Annotated in this window: 26 protein-coding genes; 2 read left to right on the top strand and 24 right to left on the bottom strand. The window is 38.9% G+C overall.

Translation table 11 applies throughout. The features are described 5' to 3' along the window. Window positions 1–56 precede the first annotated feature (56 nt). From DB398_RS14440 to DB398_RS14430, 3 genes are all read right to left on the bottom strand, one after another. On the bottom strand, window positions 57–551 hold the full coding sequence (locus tag DB398_RS14440; protein WP_108425154.1) for an SRPBCC family protein: 495 nt from the start codon (window positions 549–551) through the stop codon (window positions 57–59). Continuing rightward, window positions 541–867, bottom strand: coding sequence for an ArsR/SmtB family transcription factor (locus tag DB398_RS14435; protein ID WP_108425153.1), 327 nt, complete (start codon window positions 865–867; stop codon window positions 541–543). Before DB398_RS14435 ends, DB398_RS14440 begins: the two co-directional genes overlap by 11 nt. Before the next feature lie 124 nt (window positions 868–991). Beyond that, on the bottom strand, window positions 992–1,930 hold the full coding sequence (locus DB398_RS14430) for a hypothetical protein (protein ID WP_159076453.1): 939 nt from the start codon (window positions 1,928–1,930) through the stop codon (window positions 992–994). A gap of 347 nt (window positions 1,931–2,277) precedes the next feature. Here DB398_RS14430 and DB398_RS14425 point away from each other — a divergent pair, with 347 nt between their 5' ends. Then, window positions 2,278–2,895 carry a TetR/AcrR family transcriptional regulator gene (locus tag DB398_RS14425; protein ID WP_108425151.1) on the top strand — a complete coding sequence of 206 codons (618 nt, stop codon included), beginning with the start codon at window positions 2,278–2,280 and terminating at the stop codon, window positions 2,893–2,895. On the opposite strand, the gene DB398_RS14420 is transcribed toward DB398_RS14425, so the two are convergent. Genes DB398_RS14420 through DB398_RS14410 form a run of 3 tightly spaced genes read right to left on the bottom strand, consistent with a single transcriptional unit; the run spans window position 2,892 to window position 5,499 of the window. Further along, window positions 2,892–3,941 carry a glycosyltransferase family 9 protein gene (locus DB398_RS14420; RefSeq protein WP_417935558.1) on the bottom strand — a complete coding sequence of 350 codons (1,050 nt, stop codon included), beginning with the start codon at window positions 3,939–3,941 and terminating at the stop codon, window positions 2,892–2,894. The genes DB398_RS14425 and DB398_RS14420 overlap by 4 nt on opposite strands. Further along, entirely contained in the window at window positions 3,925–4,530 is a 606-nt protein-coding gene (locus DB398_RS14415) for a DUF4254 domain-containing protein (protein ID WP_108425149.1), read from the bottom strand. Before DB398_RS14415 ends, DB398_RS14420 begins: the two co-directional genes overlap by 17 nt. A gap of 36 nt (window positions 4,531–4,566) precedes the next feature. Next, window positions 4,567–5,499 (bottom strand): DUF6427 family protein, encoded by a 933-nt coding sequence (locus DB398_RS14410; protein WP_108425148.1) that lies wholly within the window; start codon window positions 5,497–5,499, stop codon window positions 4,567–4,569. Window positions 5,500–5,538: 39 nt separating this feature from the next. On the opposite strand from DB398_RS14410, the gene DB398_RS14405 reads away from it, so the two are divergent. After that, window positions 5,539–5,760: a DUF6341 family protein gene (locus tag DB398_RS14405; RefSeq protein ID WP_108425147.1), complete on the top strand. Its 222-nt coding sequence runs from the start codon at window positions 5,539–5,541 to the stop codon at window positions 5,758–5,760. Here DB398_RS14405 and purD read toward each other — a convergent pair. The 18 genes from purD to DB398_RS14315 form a co-directional block, all read right to left on the bottom strand. After that, the gene (gene purD / locus DB398_RS14400; protein WP_108425146.1) at window positions 5,755–7,026 is read right to left on the bottom strand and encodes a phosphoribosylamine--glycine ligase; all 1,272 of its coding nucleotides are present in this window, start codon (window positions 7,024–7,026) and stop codon (window positions 5,755–5,757) included. The genes DB398_RS14405 and purD overlap by 6 nt on opposite strands. 418 nt (window positions 7,027–7,444) lie before the next feature. Further along, the gene (locus tag DB398_RS14395) at window positions 7,445–8,416 is read right to left on the bottom strand and encodes a UDP-glucuronic acid decarboxylase family protein (RefSeq protein WP_108425145.1); all 972 of its coding nucleotides are present in this window, start codon (window positions 8,414–8,416) and stop codon (window positions 7,445–7,447) included. A gap of 6 nt (window positions 8,417–8,422) precedes the next feature. Continuing rightward, the gene (locus DB398_RS14390) at window positions 8,423–9,775 is read right to left on the bottom strand and encodes an undecaprenyl-phosphate glucose phosphotransferase (protein WP_108425144.1); all 1,353 of its coding nucleotides are present in this window, start codon (window positions 9,773–9,775) and stop codon (window positions 8,423–8,425) included. 2 nt (window positions 9,776–9,777) lie between these two features. Beyond that, a complete protein-coding gene (locus tag DB398_RS14385; RefSeq protein WP_108425143.1) occupies window positions 9,778–10,872 on the bottom strand; it encodes a DUF1972 domain-containing protein in 1,095 nt (364 codons plus the stop codon). Continuing rightward, window positions 10,869–12,128, bottom strand: a complete 1,260-nt coding sequence (locus DB398_RS14380; RefSeq protein WP_108425142.1) for an O-antigen ligase family protein — start codon at window positions 12,126–12,128, stop codon at window positions 10,869–10,871. Before DB398_RS14380 ends, DB398_RS14385 begins: the two co-directional genes overlap by 4 nt. Continuing rightward, window positions 12,118–13,323, bottom strand: coding sequence for a glycosyltransferase (locus DB398_RS14375; RefSeq protein ID WP_108425141.1), 1,206 nt, complete (start codon window positions 13,321–13,323; stop codon window positions 12,118–12,120). The genes DB398_RS14380 and DB398_RS14375 overlap by 11 nt, the downstream gene beginning before the upstream one ends. Continuing rightward, window positions 13,320–13,886, bottom strand: a complete 567-nt coding sequence (locus tag DB398_RS14370; protein ID WP_108425140.1) for a hypothetical protein — start codon at window positions 13,884–13,886, stop codon at window positions 13,320–13,322. Before DB398_RS14370 ends, DB398_RS14375 begins: the two co-directional genes overlap by 4 nt. A gap of 69 nt (window positions 13,887–13,955) precedes the next feature. Further along, window positions 13,956–15,137, bottom strand: a complete 1,182-nt coding sequence (locus DB398_RS14365; RefSeq protein WP_108425139.1) for a hypothetical protein — start codon at window positions 15,135–15,137, stop codon at window positions 13,956–13,958. A gap of 521 nt (window positions 15,138–15,658) precedes the next feature. Continuing rightward, complete coding sequence (locus tag DB398_RS14360) at window positions 15,659–16,801, bottom strand: polysaccharide pyruvyl transferase family protein (RefSeq protein ID WP_108425138.1); 1,143 nt, start codon at window positions 16,799–16,801, stop codon at window positions 15,659–15,661. Continuing rightward, window positions 16,802–17,839 carry a nitroreductase family protein gene (locus DB398_RS14355; protein ID WP_108425137.1) on the bottom strand — a complete coding sequence of 346 codons (1,038 nt, stop codon included), beginning with the start codon at window positions 17,837–17,839 and terminating at the stop codon, window positions 16,802–16,804. Next, window positions 17,832–19,289, bottom strand: coding sequence for a lipopolysaccharide biosynthesis protein (locus DB398_RS14350; protein WP_108425136.1), 1,458 nt, complete (start codon window positions 19,287–19,289; stop codon window positions 17,832–17,834). Before DB398_RS14350 ends, DB398_RS14355 begins: the two co-directional genes overlap by 8 nt. Before the next feature lie 166 nt (window positions 19,290–19,455). Beyond that, on the bottom strand, window positions 19,456–20,910 hold the full coding sequence (locus DB398_RS14345; RefSeq protein WP_108425135.1) for a hypothetical protein: 1,455 nt from the start codon (window positions 20,908–20,910) through the stop codon (window positions 19,456–19,458). 2 nt (window positions 20,911–20,912) lie between these two features. Beyond that, window positions 20,913–22,382 carry an MBOAT family O-acyltransferase gene (locus DB398_RS14340; RefSeq protein WP_108425134.1) on the bottom strand — a complete coding sequence of 490 codons (1,470 nt, stop codon included), beginning with the start codon at window positions 22,380–22,382 and terminating at the stop codon, window positions 20,913–20,915. A gap of 178 nt (window positions 22,383–22,560) precedes the next feature. Further along, the gene (gene rfbC, locus DB398_RS14335; RefSeq protein WP_108425133.1) at window positions 22,561–23,106 is read right to left on the bottom strand and encodes a dTDP-4-dehydrorhamnose 3,5-epimerase; all 546 of its coding nucleotides are present in this window, start codon (window positions 23,104–23,106) and stop codon (window positions 22,561–22,563) included. Continuing rightward, complete coding sequence (rfbA, locus tag DB398_RS14330; protein ID WP_108425132.1) at window positions 23,103–23,975, bottom strand: glucose-1-phosphate thymidylyltransferase RfbA; 873 nt, start codon at window positions 23,973–23,975, stop codon at window positions 23,103–23,105. The genes rfbC and rfbA overlap by 4 nt, the downstream gene beginning before the upstream one ends. A 12-nt stretch (window positions 23,976–23,987) precedes the next feature. After that, window positions 23,988–25,046 carry a dTDP-glucose 4,6-dehydratase gene (gene rfbB / locus DB398_RS14325; protein ID WP_199913410.1) on the bottom strand — a complete coding sequence of 353 codons (1,059 nt, stop codon included), beginning with the start codon at window positions 25,044–25,046 and terminating at the stop codon, window positions 23,988–23,990. 44 nt (window positions 25,047–25,090) lie between these two features. After that, window positions 25,091–25,867 (bottom strand): dTDP-4-dehydrorhamnose reductase, encoded by a 777-nt coding sequence (rfbD, locus tag DB398_RS14320; protein WP_108425131.1) that lies wholly within the window; start codon window positions 25,865–25,867, stop codon window positions 25,091–25,093. A 73-nt stretch (window positions 25,868–25,940) separates the two neighbouring features. After that, window positions 25,941–26,774 (bottom strand): hypothetical protein, encoded by an 834-nt coding sequence (locus DB398_RS14315; protein ID WP_234416306.1) that lies wholly within the window; start codon window positions 26,772–26,774, stop codon window positions 25,941–25,943. Window positions 26,775–26,970 lie beyond the last annotated feature (196 nt).

Raw genomic sequence — 26,970 nt, 5'->3', positions numbered from 1 at the left:
AGGTCTTATTCCAAAAGCCTTCATGTAATTGAAACACTTGGATTTCACTGTATTCTTTATTTCATCGTAGTCAATAGCTGCTCCAAATTCTTTACGGTTGCCTTATATCCTTCGATGAAGCCCATTTCGATCATTTTCTCCATTCGCTCCAGAGATTCATTATATATAGTGATGCTTACCGTGGTGATTCCGTCTTGCTCACTGAAGGTATAATCCCAATCCGAGCCGGTGGGAGCAGGGTTTTCATCTTTGTCCGCAAAGACATTGTACAGTTTGAAATTGGTCTTTGGCGTGATGGCCCTGTACTCTTGAAGTATCCAACCCTCATGCCCCTTTGGGCTTACCATGGCATAAAACCTTTTTCCTCCTACTTCAAAATCCATGTATTTTGTCCTTGCCTTGAACGGGGCTGGTGCCACCCATTGGTCCAACAATTCGGCCTTGGTAAAGGCATCCCAGACCAAATCCAGACCTGCGTCGAACTCCCTTGTGATATAAACCGTTTTTGCGGCCTTGTCCACGGTAAAATCAAATTTCAATTTATTGCTCATTTTTATCTTTTTTCATGGTTAACAATACTTTGTCCAGTTGATTGAACTTGACTTCCCAAATCTTTCTAAACTGCTCCAGCCATAGATCCACCTCCTTCATTTTCTCAATTTCAAGCGAGTAATAAATTTCCCTGCCTTGCTGTTCCTGCCTCACCAGGTCACATTCGGACAAAATGCGCAAGTGTTTGGAAACCGCTTGTCTGGTGATATTGAAATTTTCCGCGAGGGCATTGGGCGTCATGGCATGAACCGCTATCAATGTAATTATAGAGCGCCTTGTGGGATCTGCAATCGCCTGAAAAATGTCTCTCCTCATCTTGATTATTATAAATATGAAACTAATCGGTTGCTAATTTATGTGCAACCATTCAGTTTCGCAAATTTATTTTGAAAAAAATAACGGAAAGGTGTTTTTATTGATTTTCAAATCAATATTAAGCTCAATCCACCACGGTAGGGAAAACTCCCCTTGTGCCCATGTCCACCACAGTTTCGCCCAACAGCGGTTCGTATTTGCCGTTACCATTGCCATCTTCCCATTCAAAACTGTTGTTGATGGATATGACCACTTCAATATTGATGTCTTGGGTTGCATTTGCCGGTATCACCAAAGCCGAGGGGAATTGTCCGGTGACCACACACGAACCTTCAGGGACCGGAGAGGTGTCGCTGATCGGGTTGGGCACCGTAGTTTGAATGGCATCTCCTTGGGTCAATTGGATAAAGGCAAACCCTTGAATGTTTCCTTTGGTCTCCAATCCAAAATACCCTTGTGCCCTGTTCCCGTTCACCGAAACAGTCTGGTCTTCGATAACGTAGCTCCCGATATAAGTGTTGTACCCTAAAAAGGAGGCCACAAAACCGTCCACATCAATATTGTCGTCCACGCCGTCCGGCCAATCGGGAATCTCGGTCTCCGCGCCTTCCAGGTTATATACAATTTTGTACTTCTGATATCCGACCGAAGCCCTAAAATATTCATACGTGCCTGCAGTGACATGGCTCAAAGGCACACTTAGGGTATTGATCTCTTCGTTAAAAAACACCTCACTGTTAAAATCAATGGCTTGTGCCCCACCGCTTCCCGTGGTTGCCGTCGAAATGATGGTGACCCCATCATCATAAGGTGTAAATTGATCCGTATATAAGCCAATGAAGTGCAGTCCCAAAACGTTAAAATCGGGGCTTTGGGCCGCATTTCCTTCGGGAACGGATGTTGGATTGCCCAGATTGTCCAAACGTTCCGCTTCAACATCCATGATAAACGTGATGTTCAATCGTGGCTCTTCGGCCCCTGGGTTTCCCGTTGATGGATCATCGGAACAGGAAAACAGGGATATGCCCATCAACACGGTAAATAGCAAGTTTGTTCTTTTCATAGTTTGTTTTTTTATGTGGTTTGGGTTTTTACGACCCAAAACGGATAGGGGAAGTTACACTATTTGATGTAACGAACAATATACGAAGCGTTTAGAATTTTACATGCCCTGTCGTCTGTTAGGGTGAATGGGTTCCCTTTGCAGTAAATGTGGTTTTGTACATCTTTTGTCCTGAAAAAACATTCCTTAAACCGACTTGTAAGTCGGTTGGTTTTTGGCGTTGGGCAGTAATTGGTCGATCTTCCAACATTTTACCGATTTTTCGTGCCGCTACGTCCTTAATTCTTTGGGTTGGCCACTTTCCGTGAAATCTTTGCTACAGACCGAACAGTCCAAACCCAAATCTTATGGAAATGACCCTCAAACGAAGAGAAACGATGCACCGCCTCTGTGGAAAAGGCCTTGAGATCTTCCACGCCAAAGGCTATTACAACACCAGTCTGGACGATATTTTGAACGAGCTCTCCCTCTCCAAGGGTGCTTTTTACCATCATTTCAAATCCAAAGAGGACTATTTCATCAACATTGTACAGAACCTCATCGTACAAAAGGTATATGCCTTGCTGATAGAACCCCTTAATACCAACGAAAATCCTTTGCCAGTCATCATCGAGAGTTTAGAGAACGCCTTGGACCCCGGCAAGAAGAACGAAATGGCCTATGGGTTCATGCTGAACGATTTTCTGACCGAATTCAACAAGCGGAACGAAGAGATCAGTGGGCAGCTCAAAGAAATCCTCAATGTCTGGGAGGTGAATTTGGTGTCCTTATTGAAAAAGGGGAAATTGGACGGCTATATTGCCCGCCATGTGGACTGCGAAGGGGTCGCAACCTATGTGATCGCTTCCTATTTGGGGATGCGCTCCCTGCTGATGGACAGTTCCAACAAGCAGTTGAGGTACCAGTACATCCAACAGTTGAAGCAATACTTTAACTCCATTGCCGCGCACAACGTAGCGGCCTAAGCGTCCAAAATCGTCAATAGCTTGTCCACTATGCGTTGTGGAGGGATGGTTTCCATGACCGACTCATAGCCTTTGGGCATTTTGTTCCCATACACCGAAGTGGGGATCAGCGGATAGGTCTCCCTGTTGGCCAATAGGGCATTTTCCAAGGGTTGGGCAAAAGGATAGAAGCCCGCAAAAGGGTGTGTGACCCCCCAAAGCGTCACCACTGGAATGCCATAATTGGCCGCCAAATGGGCATTGCCACTGTCCATGGACAGCATCGCATCTAAATTGGATATCAATTCCAATTCCTCCGAAAGGGTCAGCTTACCCGCCATGCAGAGCGCGTTTTCATGGGCCTCCGCCATGCTTTCCAACGCAGTGACTTCTTGGGCCCCTCCCCCAAACAACAAAATTTTATACCTATTGGTATTGTTGAGTTCCGAGATGACCTTTTTCATGAGCGACAAAGGGTACATTTTGCCCTCATGGGCAGCAAATGGCGCAACGCCTACCCACTTTTTGGTGTCCTGTGCCACCAAGCCCAATACTTTTTCTGAAAGTGGCAAACGTGCTAAGGGTTTGGCTTCGGATAGGTCGATGGGATAACCCAATTGGGCCATGACATCGGCATAGCGTTCGTGTGTGGTCCTCAACGGTTGGAAAACCTTGTTCCAGCTCCGGGTCAATGCCTTTTTCTCCCTTCTGCCCTTATCGATCTGTATAAAAGGGATGCTTTCCAAAGCGAAGTACTTTTTCAGTATCCGGCTTCGTAATACATTGTGGAGGTCGGCCACGGCATCGAACTGCAACGGTTTCAATTCTTGGTAGAGGCGCCAGAGTCCCAATAGGCCCTTATGGCGTTTTTTTACATCGGCTTCCAACACATTGACCCGTTCCAAACTCCCAAAAATGGGCATGAACGGTTTTTTAGTGAGCACGGTAATGTGGAGGTGCGGGTATTTTTGGGTCAGTCCATTGATGATCGGGACCGTCATGGCCACATCGCCCATGGCCGATAAGCGAATCAACAAAATCCGGGTGATGTTACCCTTTTTGTCCACGGAGCACTGGGTTGAGTTCCTCGTCGTTGTACATTTTCATCTGCTTGTAGACCTTCATGTACTTGTTCCCTGTCTCAATATCGACCAACAATTGGTCAATGGCGGCGGAAAGGTCCTTTTTCTGTTCCAACAGCACGGCCAGTTTGTCCGCACATTTTTGGATATGTTCCGGTGAGGCATCGGTACGGTTCACCTCTTCCTCCATGTGATAGATCTTCAGGGCCAAAATGGAAAGCCTATCAATGGCCCAGGCGGGGCTTTCGGTATTGATGCTGGCTGTTTTCAAGGTTTGTACCGATTGGTATTTATTCAAAAAATAACCGTCGATGTATTCCACGAGATCGGTACGGTCCTGATTGCTTGCGTCTATCTTGCGTTTCAGGTCCAATGCATCCACAGGATCAATCTCCGGGTCACGGATGATGTCCTCATAATGCCACTGTACGGTATCTATCCAGTTTTTTCGGTACAGTAGGTGTTCTATCTTATCCTTTGGATAAGGGTTCGTAAATTCCTGGTACACGTCGTCCTTTATGTGGTAGGTGTCAATACTTTTCTGGAAGATCCCAAAGGCAAAATCACTGAACATGATGCATCATTTTGGGCAAAGATATTGCTTTATGGATTAATCGTTGATCTGGAGCACAAAAAGCAACAGGGACACTGCGGCGAAAAGGATGAGTACGACCTCGCGACGCTTGGGCTTTTTCATCGCCTCAAAATAATTGGCCATAAAAACAGATGCCGGAAAAAAAGTGATTAGCACGGGCGATTCATCCGCTGGGGTAAGTAGCGTTATCACCACGCCCAGGGCAAAGGCCAAAAAAATGACCCGGAGCTGCAGCAGCTTGCCCCCTCCCACGTTCCGCAACCTCAGGAAGACCACAAAGGCCACCGCCAGTGCAAAAAGGATATAGATCAGGGCCTTGACGTTCAGTACTTCAAAAAAGGAACTTGTCCTAAAAATGCCCAACGAAAACTGATAGTGATCCTGAAAAAAATCCAAGGAGCCGTTTACCTTCAGAATCGTAAAGGTCAGGATAAAGATGGTGGCCACCCCCAGCAAGGGAACCAGCCAATTCTTAAAGGTTTTCCGGTCATACAAATTGATGACCACAAAGACCAAAAGCAAGAAAACGATGGCCCAATCGTAAAAAAGGCTCGCCACGACTATCAAAAGTGAGGCATCAAATATCTTGTGCTTTACATTTCTTGTGGATTTGATGGACAGCAGGCGCCAAAGGGCCAACAACAAGAAAAAGTTGGTGAAAATGGCATTCTTCAATTGGAGGTTCTCCGCGAATGCGATCACCAAAAGCACAAAAAACAGAATGGTATAGGAGTTGAAATCCGTGATCTTCTCGGTCCTCACCATCTGGTTGATGATGAAAATGCCCAGAAGCAGCACTACGAAGGCCAGTAGTTCAAAGGGAATTACATCGTTGATCTTTTGTTCTCCCAGCCCCAAAAACGCATTGGTGAAGTAAAAAAGAAACAAAAAGATGGCAAGGACAATATAGTTTATGGGCTTTGTTTTTCCGAAAAAGCTTGAAATCATCCTTTCTTTTGCTACTTTTGTAGCGTAAATATAGCCAAGATGAGCAAGTTTTTTTACGGTATTGAGGACTTATTTGTAAACCACCTTTTTGCCCCTTTGGATTTTTTCCGTTTCACACACAGCTGGTGGGGTGCCAACACCATCAACTGGATTTTTTTCGTCATCGGCTTTGTGGCCATGGTCTATTGGATGAAACAGTTGAAGATCTTTAACGACAAAAACGAAGAGGATAAGAGTATCAGCTCACACTCTTATCTATAGATCGAATCCTAGGTCTTTTCGATAGTACATCCCATCAAAATGGATTTTTTCCATGTTTTGATAGGATTTCTGCAACGCTTCCTTAAAATCTTTTCCAAAGGAAGTGACCGCAATGACGCGTCCGCCGTTGGTGACCACTTTTCCATCGGACAGCTTGGAGCCTGCATGGAACACAATGGAGCCTTCCACGTTTTCGGTCCCGGTGATCTGTTTTCCTTTTTCGTAGGCTTCTGGATATCCCCCAGAAACCGCCATTACCGTTGTGGCGGCCCTTTCATCGATCTGTAGGTCTATCTGGTCCAATGAGCCGTTGGCCATGGCCAAAAGTACCTCGACCAAGTCGCTCTTTAGCCTTGGGATCACCACTTCGGTCTCAGGATCGCCCATCCGAACGTTGTATTCGATCACTTTAGGCTCTCCCTTCACTTTGATCAAGCCGATGAAGATAAACCCAACATAGGGCAGATTATCCTTTTTAAGGCCCTCTACCGTCGGTTTTACGATTCTGGCCTCCACCATGTCTATAAAAGCGGAATCCGCAAAAGGAACCGGGGAAATGGCTCCCATACCGCCTGTGTTGAGGCCGGTGTCGCCCTCTCCGATTCGTTTGTAGTCCTTCGCGGTGGGCAAAATCTTATAGTTGGAACCGTCCGTCAATACAAAACAGCTCAATTCGATACCATCCAAGAACTCTTCGATCACCACTGTGGCACTGGCAGAACCAAATTTGGAATCCAATAGCATCGACTTCAATTCGGCCTTCGCCTCATCCAAATCCTGAAGGATCAATACCCCTTTTCCGGCAGCCAATCCATCAGCTTTGAGCACATAGGGAGGCTCCAGTGTTTCCAGAAAGGCATAGCCCGCTTCCACTGAATCCGATGTGAAACTTTCATAGGCAGCCGTGGGAATCTGGTGCCGCATCATGAACTCCTTGGCAAACTCCTTGCTCCCCTCGAGGGCGGCAGCTGCTTTTTGGGGTCCGATCACGGGAACATCCTTGATTTCGGAATCGTTCAGGAAAAAATCGTGCACCCCATTCACCAAGGGGTCTTCCGGTCCCACTACCACCAAATCGATTTGCTCTTTGAGCACCAGCTGTTTTATAGTTGCAAAATCGTTCACCCCCACCTCAACATTGGTGGCGATTTCGGCTGTACCTGCGTTACCGGGGGCTACAAAAAGTTTTGCTGTTTTGGGGCTTTGTGAGATTTTAAGGGCCAAGGCGTGTTCTCTTCCGCCAGATCCCAGGACCAGAATGTTCATGAATCGATGTTTTGGCAAAAATAACCCAATTCAAATTGAATTGAGGGAGAAAGTGGTTTTTCAGGCAGAAATTCAAAAATTAATTGGGATAGTATTTGACACGAATTGTCATGGAGGCACAGGCGTAAATAAAAATCCAAAGACAACAGGGAATCAATTGTTGCAATCCGTCCCATCCCAAAATTGCAATATTCCATTGTCCCCTTGAGGGGACTTCAGGGGTGTTCCCATAGTGGGGGCCAAGAATCTCGGAAAGCAGCGTACACCTTTGACACGAATTTCACTAATCTCCACCAATGTATTGCTGAAACAGTGGGCACTTCAAACAAATACAGGAAAATAGAAGGATAAGTCAGGGATTCCTGAACCGTCACTGCATTCCTCATTTCGAAATGACCCCGATTTGATTGATTTGCCTTTAAGGCAAAAAGTCCCTGTGTGCCTCCCATAGTTGGTCCTGTGGAAGGGATTTGAAGTAATCATATACTTTTTTGAGCCCTTCGGAGCGGTGTACCTTGGGTTCCCATCCCAAAATTTCCTTGGCCCGTGTGATGTCGGGCTGCCGTTGCAGGGGATCATCCTGCGGCAAGGGTTTGAAGACAATCTTCTGGTCCGTTCCCGTAAGCTTGATGATCTCCTCGGCGAATTCCAAGATAGTGGTCTCATCCGGGTTACCAATGTTGATGGGTTCCACATAATCGCTCATCAACAAGCGGTAAATTCCCTCGACTTGGTCATCGATATAGGTAAAGGAACGGGTCTGGGAGCCGTCTCCAAAAACCGTCAGATCTTCGCCTCGCAAGGCCTGACCCATGAAGGCCGGCACCACACGTCCGTCGTTCAACCGCATCCGGGAACCGTAGGTGTTGAAAATCCGGACAATGCGGGTATCCAGGCCATGGTGCCGGTGATAGGCCATGGTGATGGATTCCATAAAGCGTTTGGCCTCATCATACACTCCCCTGGGTCCAATCGGGCTTACGTTGCCATAATAGTCCTCGTTCTGGGGGTGTACCAAAGGGTCTCCGTACACCTCGGAGGTGGAGGCCACCAAGATACGGGCCTTGTGGTCCCTTGCCAGCCCCAAAAGGTTCAGCGTACCCAAAGAACCTACCTTAAGGGTTTCAATGGGAATTTTTAAGTAATCGATGGGACTTGCGGGTGAGGCAAAGTGGAGAATATAATCCATTTTACCGGGAACGTGCACAAACTTGGAGACGTCGTGGTGGTAGAAATCGAACCGGTCCAAGTGGAACAGATGCTCTATGTTCCTTAGGTCGCCCGTGATAAGGTTGTCCATCCCGATGACATGGTGGCCTTCGGCAATGAAGCGGTCACAAAGGTGCGATCCCAAAAATCCTGCTGCTCCGGTGATGAGTGTTTTTTTCATAATGACTTAGTACGCTTTTGCTTCTCCTCTGATTGCATTGAGCACGGTCTGGACAATAATCTTCAAATCTAGGAACATGGACCAGTTTTCAATATAAAAAATATCAAACTTGATACGGTTCTGGATGTCGTTTTCGGTCTCTATCTCGCCTCTGTACCCTCTTACTTGTGCCAATCCTGTGATTCCTGGTTTCACAAAATGACGCACCATGTACTTGTCCACACTCGTCGCATACTCATTGGTGTGCTTTACCATGTGGGGCCTTGGCCCCACTACGGACATAGTGCCGAACAACACATTGTAAAACTGGGGGAGTTCATCAATACTGGTCTTTCTGATGAATTTTCCAATTTTGGTGATTCGCATGTCGTTCTTTGTGGCCTGTATATCATCGGCATTATTGTTAGGGGCCATGGAGCGGAACTTGTAACAATAAAACTCCCTATTGTCTATTCCGTTCCTCGTCTGTCTAAAGAAAACCGGCCCTTTGGATTCCAAGGTAATCAAAAGCGCCAACAGAGGGGTCAACCACGACAGGAGCCCTAATATCACAATCAGTGAAAAGACGATATCAAAGCTTCTTTTCAGAAAAGCGTTTATGGAATCGTCCAAAGGAATGTCCCGCAAAGAAAGAACCGGGATGTAATCATAGTATTCAAACTTGAGCTTCTTGGAAAAGATGTTTTTGTTGTCCGGTATAAACTTGAGAGTCTTTAGGTTGTTGTCCGCAAAATTGACAAATTGGGCAATTTCCTCGTTCTTCAGCTCAGAGACCGAACAATAGATTTCATCAATATTATTTTCATGAATGTAATCGAAGCAATACTGTATTTGAAATCCCACTGATTTGGGTGAAAACTGTTTTATAAAATTATAGCCGTATTCCCTTCTTTCAGTGAAAACCTTCCGTAATTGGTCAGTTTTTTTATTCTTTCCAACAATAACAACATTCCTCAAATTGCCTTTTACCCTCTCACGATATTCCATTAGCAAGTAATAGCTCAGCAGTTTTACAGTTGAAATTATGGCAAGGACAAAAATGAAGTATTCCCCCAGGGCCAATCTACTTATGACGGGCTGCTTAAAAAACCCTATGAATGCATATAGGGTCAAAAAGAAAAAAACAAACTGGACGAAAATCAACCTGACAATGTAAGTTACCTTGGAAAACCGATATATGGTATAAAATTCATTCTTTGCAGATATGACAATCCAAGCAAGAGAAATGTATACATGAATAAGTAGGGGAGTCTGAAAATTAATAGGCAATAAATAAAGAAAAATATTTAGGACGCCTAAATCAATTGCATATGAAATGGGCGTTATTAAGTTAGAATATCTATGTTGTTTAAAAAACATATCTATGCGTTACTGCTGAGACATTCCAAGAGGTATTTTTCATATTGTCCATTAATTTTGTCCCACTTAAAATCAATCTCAATTTTATCAAGGTTGTTCTTGATCATATGGTCGTGGTCACTTTTTGTGAGAGACAATAAAGCGGCAACATCATTTTTATCTCTAAAATAAAAAGCATTGTCTCCTAAAATGCTTTTGTTGAAAATATTGTCATGTGCGGCTATTAAGCTCTGTGAAGCCATGGCCTCCAGTAAAGATGGGTTTGTACCTCCAACCGAATGTCCATGAAAATAAACCTTTGAAAAAAACCTTAAATTATTAAGGTGCTCAATATCATAAATGCCCCCAAAAAACCTGATATAAAGATTGTCTTTGTATTTGTCCCTTAGTGTTTCCCCGTAATTACTATTGTACTTGCCCACAACAACAAATGGGATGTTGTCGTTCGACTTTACTACACCGTCGAGAATAGTTTCAATATTGTTCTCGGGCTCCAATCGGGCTATCAACATGTTATAATTTTCTTCCATCAAACCATATGAATCAAGTACCGATTTGTCCGGCTTACCAAATATTTCAGCTCCGTAGGCAATATATTCGGAGTTCTTTTGATATGTTTCTTTGATGTAACTCTGAATTCCGATTGAGTCCGAAACCAAAAAGTCACTTGTATTTATGGCCCATTTTTCAGCCCTTTTCAAGAATTTTTGAACCAATCCATTATACTTAGACCTTTTCCATTCCAACCCGTCCATATTTGTGACGATGGTTGTCTTTTTTGGTAAGAGGCTGCCCCAAACCGAACTACTTGTATATCCAAGTTGTAAAATCAAATCAAAGTCTCTTTTTTTAGCATCGATTATACAATTTAGGTCATAGACAAACTGGCCAGCTGTTCCTATCTTGTCCTCCATGTCCCTTTTGTGTATGAGGTTCACTCCTTTATATTGTTTTTCTTGAAAGGGGTGTAAATGAGAATTATAGACATATACTTCATGCCCCGCATTTGCCATATATACTGAAAAATATTCTGTGAACTGCTCAAAGCCTCCATGGTGGTTGGGTATGCCCCTTGTTCCTATTATTCCAAGTTTCAAACTTTGTTATTTTTAATTAAAAATAGTACGTTAAAAAAATAGAAAAATAGAATTCCTTTATTTCTTATCAGTACAACCTCAAACAAGAATACAAATGTACAAAGTAGTAAAAATGCCAGAAAGGTATAATCATGATTAATAATGGCAATCCTAAAACATAACATCAGATATACAGCAAATAATATTAGCACTAGTATACCATAATTTAAAAGTATGTGTATAAATTGATTATGGACATTAAACCCAGCATACCAATTTGGTCCTAAATTGTAGGTGTATAAATAATAGTCAAAATAATCTTGAGACTGGGCAGGACCATATCCAAATATCAACTTACCATCTTGTATTAAATGATAAATACTAATCTTGGTCATTAAATATCTTAAGTCCAAGTCACTAATGGCCAGCTTATCCTGATATGAAAATAGCACTTTCTTTTCAAAATCATTAGTTGGTTCAAATACGACAATATTTTCCGAAAGCATCAATCCAGAATGAAACCGCTCTTTAAGAAACCCCAATCTTGTTGCCACAAACAAAACAACAATTATTGTTGAAAAAAGAACAACCCTTTTCTTCAGAGAAATTCTAACCATGGCAACATATATCGTGAAAATTACCAAATCCATTGCCAATATTGCTTTGGAGGCACTCAGTAACAACCCTGCCAAAAGAACAATAATCCCAAGTCCCCTAAATAAAGTAATGCCTTGTTTGTGTGTTTGTTCCACAAAACCAAAAAGTGCAAGCGATGCGTAAAGCGAAAAATAAACTGGATGCTGATCAAAAAGGGAGCTAAACTCATGAAATGTTAGCTCGGCCATCGTTTGTCCTTGTAAAAATCCAGCAAAAAAATTAACCATCAATGTAATTGTAGCCACTACCACGGCCCAACCAAAGAGTGTAATCAAACGATTGTATTGTATTGATTTGAGTTTCTGGTTGCCCAGTACTAATATGATCAATATCGGGATTAGATGCCGATCTAGCCTGGAAATACCCTCATAAAAGTCCTTTCCAAAAAAGGCCCAGACCACTACAATAAAAAAAAATATAACCGGAAAAAGAAAAACATACCGTTTCAGCTTTACCAAATTACTTGGTTTCAAAAAAAAAATATTGAATGCAAATGCAAGAATAAGTGCGAAATTGCCAATATTTATTTTAAATGGTATAGCTGAGACTACAAAGGCCAACAATAAGAAATTGATACTTTCCTTGTTTTTTAAGCTATTCAAAAGAATTTTAGCGGCCATTAAGTTCCAGTAAATTCAATAAAGTTTCTGTTTTATGCGCCCAGGAATGTTCATTTAAATCAATTGGTTTCCTATTATTTGATTCATCTTCCAACTCTTGGACAAATTCATTGGGCGAATTTACAAGATAAACATGTTCAGACAATTCTTCAAGCCCATTAGACGGTGTTCCAACCACTTTTTTACCAGTTGCCAAATATTCATAGACTTTAATTGTATTGGCTCCGGATTTTTTGCTGTCCTCAACAATATAAGGGACCATACAAATATCGAAACTGTTTACATAATTTGGGTATTCATCATAATGTTTGTCCCCCAAATAGTAAAAATTGTCGACTTTATTTATGGAATCGAATATTTCCTTGCTCAGGATTTGACCTACAAATACAAAGGAAGAGTTCTTTGCTTTATCCATGGTGGCATTTATTAAATCAACATCCAATAAGTGCGTGATTTTGCCTCCAAAGCCTACAATAGGACGTGGGATGTTCTTAATATCGGATGGCTCCTCAAAATTCCTGGCGGTAAATCTATTTACATCGACCCCGTTTTTCACCAAATGTAGACCTCGGGGATTGAAACTCTCCATAAAATATTGCACATTATCCGTGGAGTTGGTTATCCAAAAGTCGCAATATGCAGCTAATGAACTGTACGCTCCTTGAACCTGGTCCCTAATATTTGAATAAACATCAAATTTCATGAAGTTGTCCCAGGCATCGAAGACCTTTTTATTGGCCTGTAATTTTTCTATTAACCTTGGGGCAAAGATATTTTGGTTCAAGATTTTGCAGGTATTTTCATTTGCGCCTACAAACTCTATCGATTGTTTAATAAATTCAATAAAATTATTGTCTCCATACCTATCAATGAACCATTCAAATTTTCTAAAAATCTGTCCCAGAATATCAATTGATATGTAGTCTATCAAATAAAGCTCTTCATCAAGTTTATAAAGCGAGAATTTTCCTTTTTTTGAAAGCAATTCCCCTTTTATCAACCCTGGTTTTCGCTTTAGGTAAATTTCCAAGTGGGTGGTTGGCCGGTTCACTATTATTTTTGGACCAGGAAGTTTCGCAAGTTCTTCGATAAAATGAGAGTCCCTGGTCCTAAAGCCTTCCATTTGTATTTTTCTCCAATCATGAAATGGCACGACCAAAAAAATACTTTCCTCTAGGTTATTGCCTATTTTCATTGAAATTCGATTTTCATTTTTTTGTTTAACAGTGCGGATGAGGTTATAAACGGTGTCTTGGTTCCGCCTTTGCGATCTATGTAAATAGTATTGCCATTTTCAGAAAACTCCAAATACTTGTTCCCAGTAAAAAAATGCTCCAATATGTTGCCGGGAATAATAATGCTTTTACCATCACAACGGATGTCAATCCTGTCTATTACAATTGATTTTTGGTCTAAGTTTCTTCCTAAGTCAATTCTGAATTTTAAAACATTTTTCCGATCAACCAAGAAACTTATTAGTTCCGGTTCTCCGGTGCCTTTTATAACTTTTCTTATTTTATTTGATTCCGTAAACTTTTCATCAAGTGAATCAAGTGCATAAAACATATCAAAAATATCATCCATTTTGGCAGTGACCAAGACGTTTACAGTAAAACCCTCAGAAAAGGCCACATTTGAAACTAAAATGTCATTTTGCTCTTTTTGTTTAACACTACAAGAATTCAGGATGATATTTACTAAGCTTAGCGTCAATATCATTAAATGAAACGTTTTTAATTTGTTTGATTTTTTATCCAATATTTTGATGTTTTAAAAGCAGAGATAAAAAATTAGGAACATCATGTTCCTATTCCCGGTATTATTGAATCAATTATTTTTTCTATTCACAATTATAAATAGAGAAAGCATCATCCCTATATCATAATAGACATTTGTCATAAATAGATAGAAAAGTAATATAAACGTTAATAATATTCTAGATTCCCTATCCAAGCCAAGATATTTAATAATAGCGAACAACAATAATATAATTACCATTATACCTATAATGCCCAAATCATTATATGTCCATATCAATTGGGAAAAGTTCATTGCCTTTTTAAATTCCCCTGTTAATAGATTAAAATAATCATATGGTCCTTCACCAATAATTTTAAGTGGTTCCTGAAAATATGATATAACTATCTGCGGTCTTTTCGCATACCCCCTTTCGACTGCTTTTACGGATTCGCTTACCGTGTATTTATTTTTCAAAAAAAACAGTTCGGTTTGAATTTTTGGAACAGATAGTGCCAAATTCAACATAACATACCCTACTAAAAATATAGCAATTACCCCCGAATAGCGAATTCTTTTATTCGCCCAGATAACACCATAATAGGTGAGAACGATGAAGAACATGAGTTTCGTTAAATTAGATTCTAACAACAATATTGTTACACAGATATATCCCATTAGAAACCAAGGCATTTGCTTTCTACCTCCTTTTCTGTATTGAAATATTATTGCCAAAAAATAAGTCAACAGAAAAAACCCAAGTGAATGGTCTGCTTTAAGAAAAAAACTGCCAAACATAAAATCATAATCACCAATAAATTGATTTGAATTATTAAATTTTATCAAAAAATCATAGCCATATTTTTGAATCAAAATAACAGGTAATTGGATGATAATAAGTATTTTAAAAAAAAAGGAGCTTAATTTCTTTATATTTATACCTACTTTATTAAGCCCGTCCACTGCAAGAAAAACACCTAAAGGAACAAGGGGGAAAATAAAATAAAGTATTATTTTTTTTAGCTCTGTATTATTGATTGTTCCACTCACAATTATCAAGAAGACATAGAGGGAACCAATTAATATTGTATTTGACCCGGGCACCTTGCCATTCCTAGCAAGGATTGTCAATGAAGCAATTAGGTAAAGTAGTCCCAAAACAAGCATTGAATACAATGTGCTTGGAATACCAAGAAAAAATTGGAAAAAGCCCCCAAGTAAATAAACAGCAACCATTAAAATAATGAATAAAAATAGGAGAAGACTCTTCATAACATTTCTAATTCCTTAAATTCACTAGAATTTGTTTTTCCTTTTTAACCATTGCTTATTTTATAACCTATGCCTTTTCTCCTTACTATCAAAATAAAAACAGAAAGGGTTATGTGTGAACCCATATTTATATCCTCACATACAATCATAGAAAAAAGCATAAGAATCCCTATTGATGCTATGGCAGAACAATCAATATAACACCCTTTTTGCTTCTATTATTTAAATAAAGGCAGATCCTTGCGATGCCACGGCCATCCCCTTAAAGCCCAAATTTGTTTTTAACAAAAACATCGGGGTCGTGCTTATTGCCATTAAAAATAATGAAAACGGTTCATATCCTTTGTAAGTAGGTGCTCCAACACATAAAACAAAAAAACACCATAAAGAAAATACTTGGTTGTGTTAGGCACTTTTAAAGTATGAAGCACAATCAAATACAATACAACATAACAATAATGCTAAAAATAGCCTTATTGCGCTTTGATTGTGACATTTACTTAAGTTCGGACCAACGCTTTTCAATTTTTAAGGTCGAGGGCTATCTCCCACATTTTTTGGGTTTTTAACAACAAGGGGGCTTTAACCGCTTTGATGTTGTCGGCTATTGTTTTGTGGTTTTGTTCTATGCTTATAATCCTTTCTCTATTTATAGCCCAATCTACTTCTTCGGTTAAAATTCTGTCTTCCTGACTAAAATCCTTAAACAGCATTTCATATTTATGGCTCCAACTGGTTGCCAAACAAGGAACTCCTTGGCTTAAAGCACTAACAACTCCGTGAAAGCGGGAGGAAATTACCGTATGCGAATTTCCTATCAAGCCCTTTACTTCTTTGGCGGTAATACCATCTACAACGGGAATTTTTGTTTCGCTTACTGTATTAACTTCGTCACAAAGACTTTTATCGCGAAACCCTTCATGGTTTAGCATAAAAACAGGGAGCCCTTTTCTTTCGTACATGTCAATTATGTTTTTTAGCAACCCAATATATTTGTCTTTGTTGTTTTTTTTAGGGGAAATCATTTTATGGTTAGGAATAAGGCAAACCGCTCCTTTAAGATACTGGAAACGCTCGGGTATTATTCCCTTTACCGGAAGGGTAAAATCACATGATATATTAATTTTTTGTGCTTCTGCACCGGCATTGACAAGACATTGATATGATTGTTCATCTCTAGCATAAATCAAATCGGTGTATTGGCTAAGGATTTTAACCACTTGCTTTCCGTACGTTGTTTCGAACGGTCCAAATGCCTGTGGTAAGAGCACTACTCTTGTTTTGTTCTCCTTTAATTTTTTATAATACTTTTCTTTTTCCTTTACTTGTTCCGTAGTAAGTTTCCATTGGTCCGAAAATTGAAACCCTCCTGCGTCTAGCAAAAGATCAATATCCTTACGCACATGAAACTGTGTCAATTGCGTAATAGGAAATGGCCGACCCATCCGCCTAAAGATTTTTATTGGCCATTTACTCAACCATCGCATCTTGGGTATTTTTAGATCCAACTTGAAATCGGGAAGTAGTTTGGGATCAAATTCACCTGTGTGATTTAACCAAACCTCACTATTGGGATGGGTTGTTTCCAATTGTTCCAGTGCCGCCACTAGCATTAGTTCGGCCCCTTTGTTTTTAGTATCAATACCGTCTATCTGTATCTTCATTTAGTTGTACTTTCTAAATTTTTCAATTGCTCTTTTTTCAGAATATGCCACTTTTCCCTTCGGATCAGGATATCCGACTGCCATACACATAATGGGTCGTTGGAATTTTTTCAAACGAAGGGTTTTTTCCATTTTCCTTTCTAAGCTTTCAATATCAGGCCAGTTGATTGGGCAAGAACTGAGGCCCAAGGTTTCTAAAGCCAACATAAATGCCATGTTTGCCAAAGAAGCATCTATGTACACCACATGCCTGTCCCGTTCGTTAAAATAGGCATCGAGGTTTCCAACAACCACAATCATCATTGGGATATTGTGTTGATACCCTTTTATCCCCATTGGCAAGTTAGTTACCTCGTTCAATAATGTGGGTTCATCTATAATTCTATATTCAAATGGTTGGCGATTGCACGCGCTAGGGGATTGCCGAGCTGCCATTAATGCCCTATCAATTAAATCATGGGGGACGGGCTTATCCATGAACCACCTTACCGAACGTCGATACTGGGTCAAGGCCAAAAAATCCTCAAAAGATATGTTTGGTTTTTTCTTTTCGTTCCTTTCATATGGAGTAAGGGTTTCATGACCAGAAGTACTTTCCAACAAAGTATTACTTGAGCTTAAAAATCGTTTACGCTGATTTTCAATAACTGGATGTTCTGTGGTAACTTGAAAATATTCAGTTAACACATCATAGGACCATTGTATCTGAGGGTCAGAAGAAAGGTGGGAAACTTTATTTAAAGTCAAAAAATGGGAAACTGTTTCTTCAATAAAATCCAAAGCGAAAACATCGCGTCTTGGTTTCATTAGCAATCCTTTTTCTAGTCTGTGCGTGTTTCTTACCAAGGTGTAAAAATGCGCTTTTTCCTCCTTTATTTCCTTGGAATGCTGTGTCCTTCCAGCAAGAACTGCGTGATGTTCCCGTCTAAATTTTCCGGAAATAAAAAAATAATAAAACGAACTCAAAAAGGTGTTTTTAGACCAAAACCATAACAAGGATTTGTCTAATTTTTTCAATAATTCCTTGAGTTTAGTCATTCTTGTTCTTAATTAATGTTAAAAGGCGCTGCATCGTTTTTTTCTCCAAATAAAAAATCATACCGGCATAACTCAACCCATAGATTATCATTAATAGAAGTAAAGGGATTATCCCTTCACTTGTATTCATATTAGTCTTAATAAAGTAGGTCAATACCAGACTTATAGATAGTGCCATAACTGGTTTTAATACGGAGCTAAAAACCTGAGAAACCTTAAGATTAATTTCCTTTTTTAAAACCACTAATGCCGTTAAGACCAATCCAGACTTGTTAACCAAAATAGCATACGCCGCCCCAGTTAAACCTGCTACCTTTATGCCTAGTATGAGCCCTGGAATAAGAACTAATATTGTTAGTGTCATAATGATTTTCATTTCGAGTTCTGGTTTGCCAATGCCTCTTAATAAGGAAGCGAATGAATTAATCATTAAATGAATCATCATGGCCACAGACAATATCTGAATAGGGACAACCGCATCTTGCCACTTGTCGCCGAATATAAAAAATATAATTTCATGCGAAAACAAAAGCAAAAAACCCATTACAGGGTAAATCAAAATAGCATTAATCTTTATAATATTTAAGAAATAGTTCTTTAGTTTTTCACTGTTATCTTGGTTTTTACCAAAAACAGGAAACATTACATTGTTGATGATTTTGCTTAGGGTTTGCCTTAAGGTCTCAGTTAAATTAAACGCTAAAGAATATGCTCCAAGAGGTGAAGAACCCAACAATTTCCCTATTAATAAATTATCAATATTGTAGGTGAACGTACTAAATACCCTTGTCCCGGTTGCGTATGCTCCAAATCCAAAAATAGCTCTAAAATGCTCTCTGTCCCAATTCAGTTTTGGAGTCCATCTTACTATATAAAAATAAAAGAGCAAGGCCAATAAAGGGCTTAATACTTGATGTATAACCAACGACCACACCCCCGCGCCCATGAGTGCAGCAATGATCGCTGCGACACCCGCTAAAACAGAGGAGGTGTTCAATATTTTGGCAAGAGATTTAAAATCCATTTTCCTTACCAGAATAACATGGTGGATAAATGACATGGGAGTAATTATCACTGAGATGGAAAGTGCCGGAATGAGATAATTTAAAAACGGTTCATGATAAAACCAGGCTGCCGCGGGACCAACCAAAAAACTCATCAAAATATACAAAAAACAGCCCCAAATAATCCCTGAAATAAAGGCAGTGGGATACATACTTTGTGCCACACTATCTTCCTTTTTCTGGATGAGGGCAGCTCCCATACCTAGTTCCGAGGCGGCATTGGCCACTGCTATAAAAATGGAGCACATGGCCAGTAGGCCAAATTGTTCAGGTAAAAGGATTTTGGCCAAAATAAGTTGAACCAAAAAACGGAAGCCTGAATCCACAAAAAGCTGAACACCGGACCACTTTAAACCCGAAATTATTTTTTTTTGCTCGGTGTTCATTGTAACTTTTTAAGCAAATGAAAATATTCTATTTCAAGTCTTTTGTTTATAGCTATTTGAATTGATTTATCGCACATCTATAGTCTTATGTGTATTCTTAATTGCCACTTCACCTGTTTCATTTTTGATATAATTTCTGAAAACAGTCTAATTTACTATTGCGCATTTATTCTATTTCTATTCTTTTCCCTGTCCATTTCACAGCCACATTTCCCTCTCGATTTCTAATTATCAGATATATTTTATAAGCCCCTTTTTCTAAAAGATAACTGTTTATCCTTATCTGATATCCAGAACCATCATAAAGCTTTTCCTTTTCAAAATGTTTTGATACGTCCTTTCTTATTTTTCTTGAAAATTGCTGTTCTTTACTAACATAAATAAAATCCGTGCTTTTGATTAATCCAACGAACATTTCGTTGTCTTCAGCTTTTTTATCTTCTAAAAGCATCCAACCATCAAATATAACAGGGGTTTCTCCTTGCTTTATTCTATATGTTTTAGAAACAGAACCGTTTATTCTATCTATATAACCTATAAGTTTTGACCCGTCATCTATACTATCTTTTTTTAGTAAATCATTGTATAAAAAGTATTCGGGTAAAGATTGTAAATTGCTTGTACTGGATTTAATCCTATAATTTTCATTTAAATATTTGGACAAATAATTTGTGATTTTTATTGCTCCTTTATAATTTAAATGTTGATTGTGACCAATATCTTCTTTTGAAAAATAATGATATTCCAAATCTGGAAACACTTGGTTTAAATCTAAAAAATCAATTTCTCTTGAAGTAGCATAGGTTGATATTGCTTTATTAATTGAAGAGTACTCTATTTTATCACGAAAGACATTATAATATGGCATTGTCAATAAAAGAATTTTAATGTTGTTTCTCTTTGCGAGTTTCACTATCTCATCTAAATACCGCCTTTGCCTTTCTGCAATATTAAAATTACCAATGTTAAAATTAGTCGTTTTATATTTGGCCGCCATGCTTTTATTTAAAGGCCATATTGAATTGGATGTTCCAAAATAATTCTCCAACCCTTTGACATTTAGATTAGATTTAATTTCTTCAAAATCATTCCAATTGGCGTGGTTTTTAATATAGGGAAACCAGATGTCAAAAAAATCAGTTGGCGTATATAAGTCGTTGAATTCTTCAATTTTAAGAACGCTGAATTTTTTAGAGTCAAAACTTTGGTGTTTAATTCTTAAAGGCAGCTCACTTTCTGCAATTGACTCAGGTCCTAGAAAATAAATAGAATCCCCTGTTATTGAAAATGTCTCTATTACAATTAGCTCAGGAGTTTGATACTTTAATGCCTCTTTAATATTGTAATATGTTTGAGGTATTGTTTGTCCAGAGCTATATAGAGTATAAGCGTTAATCTTGTTCTTAGAGTTCAATAGTGCCCCATCAAGGCCATTCCCTAAGTGGGAGTTGCCAAAAAAAAGTAAATCCACACTTTGTTTTTTTTGTGCATAGAACCCTCTCCAAGTGAAATCCCCAGAATTACTTTTTGATAAAACAAAACCCAATTTTGAAACAAAAAAACTTGCCAAAACCAAAAAGAGCATTGCTTTAAAATATAACTGTATTTTTTTATTCCCCATTTTTAAAATTGAAAATATATAAATTCAGAAACCTCATTGGCACCATAAATACCAAAAGTGATAATAATGAAAAAAATGAACATATATATCAACCACCTTGAAAGGATACCTTGATTTCCTATCATTTTAATTAAGTTGGTGGTCTTGTTCATTTTCTCTACAACCAATAAACTTAAAATAGCTAAGAGTAACACATGAAATTCATTCTCCTTTAATCCTATTAAGTATAATTTTTCTCCAAATAATTCATAAAAGTTATTTGTAAAAAATCCCTTGATTATTGTTCTGGAATCTGCAAACGTGTTCGCCCTAAAAAATATCCATGCAAAATCTACGATTGCAAATGTTATTAGGGTAAAGAACAGCTTGTTGGAAAAGGTCCCGCTGCCCAGCCCAAGAAAGTTGTAGGCTTTGTGTCTTAAACCTTTAGTTGCCTTTTCCAAAACAATTACCGCTCCGTGAATAACTCCCCACAAAACAAATGTTATTGCGGCCCCGTGCCATAGTCCACTTACCACAAAAACAATGAACAGATTGAGGTACGTTCTATACTGTCCTTTTCTGCTGCCTCCCAAGGGGATATAGACATAATCCCTAAACCAAGTGGAAAGTGAAATATGCCATCGCCTCCAAAATTCTGTTATGGATTTGGACAAATAGGGAGAGTCGAAGTTTTTCATCAGGTCAAATCCCATGGTCCTCGCAGCGCCTATTGCAATATCAGAATAGCCAGAAAAATCACAATATATTTGGAAAGCAAATAGTATCGTGGCGATAATTGTCTGTATCCCCTCATAATCTCCTGGATTATTGTAAACCTCGTTCACGTACAAGGCAGCCCTGTCCGCTATCACCATTTTTTTGAACAAGCCGAATGCCATTAAAAGCAACCCAGACTTTACTTGGTCATAATTAAATTTATAGGTCTTGTAAAATTGCGGCAATAAATGCGAGGCCCGCTCAATTGGTCCTGCCACCAGCTGCGGAAAAAATGCCACAAAAGTGAAAAAAGCCAAGGGATCCTTCGTTGGCTTTAACTGCCCCCTATAAACATCTATGGTATAGCTTAATGTTTGAAAGGTATAAAAGCTTATACCCACGGGCAATATAATATTGAGGGTGCTTATCTCGATTTCCTTTCCAAACAGCCTAAACGAATCCACAAAGGTTTCGATAAAAAAATTGGCATATTTGAAATATATCAGGAAGCCCAGGTTTACAAACAAACTAATCCATAGATAGTTTCTTTTTTTGCGCTTTTCCCCAGTTTTATGGATTTGCTGGCCAATAATGAAATCAACCAAAGAGCTTATGACAATCAAAAACAAAAAGCGCCAATCCCACCATCCATAAAAAACATAACTAGACGCAAGAAGAAGGAAGTTTCTCCATCTTAAATTGCTGGAAAGTAGCCAATATAAAACAAAGACTATAGGAAAAAATATAGCAAAATCTAAAGAGTTAAAAAGCATTGTTTAAATTGTGTTATAATTTACCGCAATCTCGCTATTTTCTATATGTAAGCTAGTTAATTGAAGTTTTAGGATGTACATCCCAATTAGGGCATTTATTTGATACCACCTGTACACATATTCCCAATTGTCCATTGGTTCAAATAATTAATGTTATCGATTTTTGTGATTTCTTTCATTATAATCGAGCGTTTGCCAAAATGGGTAGTTCCAAATCTTTATGGGACACTTTAATGTTGTCAACAGGTATTTGCCAATCAATATTTAAGTTTGGGTCATTATAGATAATTCCTCCCTCCGAATCTTTGTTATAAAAATTATCACATTTATAAAAGAACTCGGCCGTTTCACTTAGCACAGAAAATCCATGACCAAATCCACGTGGAATAAAGAGTTGTTTTTTGTTTTCGGCAGATAATTCTACTGCAACATGCTGTCCGAAAGTGGGAGAATCTTGCCTAAGGTCAACGGCAACATCCAATACCTTTCCATTAAGGACACGCACCAATTTAGCCTGCGCATGTTCCCCTATTTGATAGTGTATGGCGCGAATTACACCTTTGGAGGAGTAGGATTGATTATCCTGAACAAAGTTGATTTTTTGTCCAGTGGCTTTGTTAAAAATATTGGAATTGAAACTTTCAAAAAAATAGCCTCTTTCGTCATTGAAGATATTAGGTTCTAATATAAAACAGCCTTTGAGCTTGGTTTCCGTTACCTTCATAAACTCTCTTTGTTCAAAATTCCCAAAAGATTTTTCCCGTAGCCACTTTTCATGAGTGGCTCCGCCAAAGCCTTGAATTGCTGTTTATTTATGTAACCCATTTCAAATGCTGCTGCCTCTATAGCGCCAATTTTTAAACCTTGTCTTTCTTCGATGACCTCAACAAATTGTGATGCTTGCATTAATGACTGGAATGTTCCGGTATCCAACCAAGCTGTACCCCTATCCAATATACTCACGTTAAGGGTTCCTCTTTTTAAATATTCTTTATTTACATCGGTGATTTCCAGTTCTCCTCTTGGGCTTGGTTTTATGTTTTTGGCAATTGTAACAACTTCATTGTCATAAAAATAAATTCCTGGAACGGCAAAATTGGATTTTGGCTCTATGGGCTTTTCTTCAATGCTAATTGCCTTTCCGTCATCATCAAATTCTACAACACCATATCGCTCTGGATCATGTACTCGATAGGCATAAATGATACCTCCTTCAGGGTCGTTGTTCTCTTGCAACAATTTTGACAGCCCTGATCCATAAAAAATATTGTCCCCAAGGATTAACGCTACTTTATCATCCCCGATGAACTCTTCTCCAATTATAAAAGCTTCCGCCAAACCATTTGGAGCTTCTTGTATAGTATAGGAGAAACTACAGCCATACTTTTTACCATCTCCCAAGAGTTCCTTAAATAGAGGAAGGTCTTTGGGTGTTGAAATGATTAAAATTTCCCTAATCCCAGAATACATTAGTGTTGACAATGGGTAGTAAATCATTGGCTTGTCGTAGATTGGCATCAATTGCTTGCTTACGGATAGGGTCAATGGATGTAATCTAGTTCCCGAACCTCCCGCCAAAATGATTCCTTTCATATTTCTCTGACTTTATTGATATTGCTTTTTGTAGTAGTCTTTATAGTCACCCGAAGTAACATGGTCCAACCAATCCTGGTTATCAAAATACCAATCAATGGTGATTTCAAGCCCCTCCTCAAAAGTTACAGACGGTTTCCAACCCAACTCCCTATTTATTTTGCTGGCATCGATCGCATATCTTAGGTCATGCCCCGGTCTGTCTTTGACAAATGTGATCAACTCCTGCGAAGAGTTTTCTTTCCTTCCTAATTTTTTGTCCATTAAGCCACACAACAACTTTACCAGATCAATGTTCTTCCATTCGTTAAATCCACCTATATTATAGGTTTCCCCATTTTTTCCTTGGTGAAATATTAAATCAATGGCCCTCGCATGGTCTTTTACATATAGCCAGTCTCTGGTATAGTTACCATCTCCGTAAACGGGCAAGGGTTTATTATTTATGATGTTGTTGATGAACAATGGTATCAATTTCTCTGGGAAATGGTTGGGTCCATAATTGTTGGAACAATTTGAAACCACAAAGGGTAAACCATATGTTTCACCATAAGCTCTTACAAAGTGGTCTGAGCTTGCTTTCGATGCTGAATAGGGTGAGTTGGGACTATATGCGGTTGTTTCGGTAAAAAAGCCTGTTTCCCCCAATGCTCCGTAAACCTCGTCTGTGCTAACATGATAAAAACGAAAACTTGGGTTCTCTTTTGCCAATTTAACGGACTGATTCAATAAATTAACCGTTCCAATCACATTGGTCTTAACAAAGGACAAGGGGTCGGAAATTGACCTATCCACATGAGATTCTGCAGCTAAATGAATAACGCCGTCGAATCTTTTTTCAACGAAAAGCTTTGTCAGGAAACCTTCATCTGTAATATCCCCTTTAATAAAAGTGTAGTTGTCATTATATTCAATATCCTTTAAGTTTTCAAGATTACCTGCGTAGGTAAGTGCATCTAAATTAAAAATTTGATATTCCTTATAATTTTCGACAAACCTTCTAACTACATGTGATCCAATAAAACCCGCTCCGCCTGTTATTAATATTTTCTTTATACTAGAATTTCCCATTAACTTAAATGAAGTTTCAAATAGAGATTAAACATTTAATTGTATCAATTAAGCACACTATTTTTAGGCCTCTTGGCTAATGTACGATAATTCCTATCCAAAACAAGCTTAGCATTTTTATCCAATCCATGTTCTAAAAGAATTTGTTTGGCAAAATCATACCATGTCATCGCCTTCCCATCAGTTACATGATAGGTCCCGTATTCTTTATCTCCCAGGATCACGTCTTCTATGATAAACTTGCTCAACGTTTGTGTATTGGTCGGACAGCCAATTTGCTCGTCAGTAATTCTCAATTCGGCTCCTTCCCCGGCCTTTTTTAAAATGATACGGTAAAAATTATGCCCAAATTTTTTACTATATAACCAAGATGTTCGAAGTATAAAATGATTTGGCATAACCTCACTAATATTCTGCTCTCCTTGTAATTTAGACTTCCCATATTCATTGATGGGGTTTGTTTTATCGTTGATTGTGTAAGGTGATGTCTTGGTGCCATCAAAAACATAATCCGTGGATATGTGAATCAAATCAACTTTATAATTTAAACAAACTATAGCAAGGTTTTTAACGGCATCTGCATTTATCCTGTATGCAAGCTCGGGCGATTTCTCGGCTTGTTCTACATTAGTGTATGCGGCACAATTGATGCAGTAATTAAACCCTCCTTTTATAAAGGTTTCTTCAAGTTTGCCAGTATCGGTAATATCTAGATCTGCAGAGCTTTTAAAATCAAAAAGCATATTGGTCATGTTTTTAGATAATTCCTTTATAGTTTGACCTAACTGACCTGTGGCACCGGTCACCAATATCCTTTTCATGGTTTGTTTTTAAAACTTGTAAATATTGACAAATAAATAAGTAGTAATGAGGTTTATTTCAAATAATATCCTATTAACTCTTATTATAGGTTTTCAAATATTTATTAAGCTCCAGCAATGCCAATACAAATATCACTAGGCCCAATAAAACCAAAGGAAGTATAAACTTATAACTGTTCCAAACTCCTTTTAATTCCACACCCCTTGTCGGAAAATCGCTGATTACGTTAATAATGGAGGATTTATTTGCCCTGTCCTTGTTCAAATTCACCAATTTCTCTTTAAGTACGTCCCTCTCCTGAACCAATGCAAGTTCCCTGTTTTGGGATTGCCCATTGTCCGCCATGTTGATACTGGTACCTTGCATGGGCTTTTCGGCCTCCTTTACCAACACCGTTCTATATAAGTTCTGCAGCGAATCTATCTCTACCAATTGTTGCCTGTAGATGGAGTCTTGTAACATTAAATTTTCGTCGTTAATTCTTTTCTGAAGCTTAAAGTATCCATTAACAGAGATGGAACCCAAGATAGCGGTTTGGGTTTTCTTGGCCACTCTATTATCAATGCTAATAAGAGAAATTTGATGGAACCTCGCATCCAATGAGTTGAAATTTTTCAAATAATTTTCAAAGTCTATGGTTTTGATGGTCGTGGTATCCAGCTCCCGAACAAACTCGTCAAACAATTTAATCTTTTGGTTCTCGTCGGAATAGGAATCAGCAAAGACTTCTTTAATACTTGCTGCTTCATGTTCGGTAATGTTAAGGGCTGTCGCCAAAGCAACCGAGTCTTGGGCCTCGGCCAAATCATTATAAAAGGCAATGTTGTTATAAAGCTGTTGTACACTATTAAAGTTAGGCTCAACCACCATTTTGGAAATGTACTTTTCTGGGAGAACTTTGTCCAAGATATAACCTCCTATTCCACCAAGTATAACAGCACTCCCAATGATGATTATGTTTTTTTGGATAAACAAAAGGGATAATATCACTATATGGAAAAAGCCATTAAATAGGCTTCCAATAAAATTGAAGAACTTCTGAAAGCCCCTGCCTATCATCTGAAACAGTTGTCCCAAATCTATTTCGTCCGATGTGTTCTGA

The organism is Flagellimonas amoyensis (assembly GCF_003058265.1).
In the GTDB taxonomy this organism is placed as follows: domain Bacteria; phylum Bacteroidota; class Bacteroidia; order Flavobacteriales; family Flavobacteriaceae; genus Flagellimonas; species Flagellimonas amoyensis.
This window is presented reverse-complemented; position numbering and strand designations above follow the sequence as displayed.

What these genes read in the sequence shown, in the direction of transcription:
- DB398_RS14440 (WP_108425154.1), bottom strand. Translation starts at nt 551, where the DNA reads ATGAGCAATAAATTGAAATTTGATTTTACCGTGGACAAGGCCGCAAAA.
- DB398_RS14435 (WP_108425153.1), bottom strand. Translation starts at nt 867, where the DNA reads ATGAGGAGAGACATTTTTCAGGCGATTGCAGATCCCACAAGGCGCTCT.
- DB398_RS14430 (WP_159076453.1), bottom strand. Translation starts at nt 1,930, where the DNA reads ATGAAAAGAACAAACTTGCTATTTACCGTGTTGATGGGCATATCCCTG.
- DB398_RS14425 (WP_108425151.1), top strand. Translation starts at nt 2,278, where the DNA reads ATGGAAATGACCCTCAAACGAAGAGAAACGATGCACCGCCTCTGTGGA.
- DB398_RS14415 (WP_108425149.1), bottom strand. Translation starts at nt 4,530, where the DNA reads ATGTTCAGTGATTTTGCCTTTGGGATCTTCCAGAAAAGTATTGACACC.
- DB398_RS14410 (WP_108425148.1), bottom strand. Translation starts at nt 5,499, where the DNA reads ATGATTTCAAGCTTTTTCGGAAAAACAAAGCCCATAAACTATATTGTC.
- DB398_RS14405 (WP_108425147.1), top strand. Translation starts at nt 5,539, where the DNA reads ATGAGCAAGTTTTTTTACGGTATTGAGGACTTATTTGTAAACCACCTT.
- purD (WP_108425146.1), bottom strand. Translation starts at nt 7,026, where the DNA reads ATGAACATTCTGGTCCTGGGATCTGGCGGAAGAGAACACGCCTTGGCC.
- DB398_RS14395 (WP_108425145.1), bottom strand. Translation starts at nt 8,416, where the DNA reads ATGAAAAAAACACTCATCACCGGAGCAGCAGGATTTTTGGGATCGCAC.
- DB398_RS14390 (WP_108425144.1), bottom strand. Translation starts at nt 9,775, where the DNA reads ATGTTTTTTAAACAACATAGATATTCTAACTTAATAACGCCCATTTCA.
- DB398_RS14380 (WP_108425142.1), bottom strand. Translation starts at nt 12,128, where the DNA reads ATGGCCGCTAAAATTCTTTTGAATAGCTTAAAAAACAAGGAAAGTATC.
- DB398_RS14375 (WP_108425141.1), bottom strand. Translation starts at nt 13,323, where the DNA reads ATGAAAATAGGCAATAACCTAGAGGAAAGTATTTTTTTGGTCGTGCCA.
- DB398_RS14365 (WP_108425139.1), bottom strand. Translation starts at nt 15,137, where the DNA reads ATGAAGAGTCTTCTCCTATTTTTATTCATTATTTTAATGGTTGCTGTT.
- DB398_RS14360 (WP_108425138.1), bottom strand. Translation starts at nt 16,801, where the DNA reads ATGAAGATACAGATAGACGGTATTGATACTAAAAACAAAGGGGCCGAA.
- DB398_RS14355 (WP_108425137.1), bottom strand. Translation starts at nt 17,839, where the DNA reads ATGACTAAACTCAAGGAATTATTGAAAAAATTAGACAAATCCTTGTTA.
- DB398_RS14350 (WP_108425136.1), bottom strand. Translation starts at nt 19,289, where the DNA reads ATGAACACCGAGCAAAAAAAAATAATTTCGGGTTTAAAGTGGTCCGGT.
- DB398_RS14345 (WP_108425135.1), bottom strand. Translation starts at nt 20,910, where the DNA reads ATGGGGAATAAAAAAATACAGTTATATTTTAAAGCAATGCTCTTTTTG.
- DB398_RS14340 (WP_108425134.1), bottom strand. Translation starts at nt 22,382, where the DNA reads ATGCTTTTTAACTCTTTAGATTTTGCTATATTTTTTCCTATAGTCTTT.
- rfbC (WP_108425133.1), bottom strand. Translation starts at nt 23,106, where the DNA reads ATGAAGGTAACGGAAACCAAGCTCAAAGGCTGTTTTATATTAGAACCT.
- rfbA (WP_108425132.1), bottom strand. Translation starts at nt 23,975, where the DNA reads ATGAAAGGAATCATTTTGGCGGGAGGTTCGGGAACTAGATTACATCCA.
- rfbB (WP_199913410.1), bottom strand. Translation starts at nt 25,046, where the DNA reads ATGGGAAATTCTAGTATAAAGAAAATATTAATAACAGGCGGAGCGGGT.
- rfbD (WP_108425131.1), bottom strand. Translation starts at nt 25,867, where the DNA reads ATGAAAAGGATATTGGTGACCGGTGCCACAGGTCAGTTAGGTCAAACT.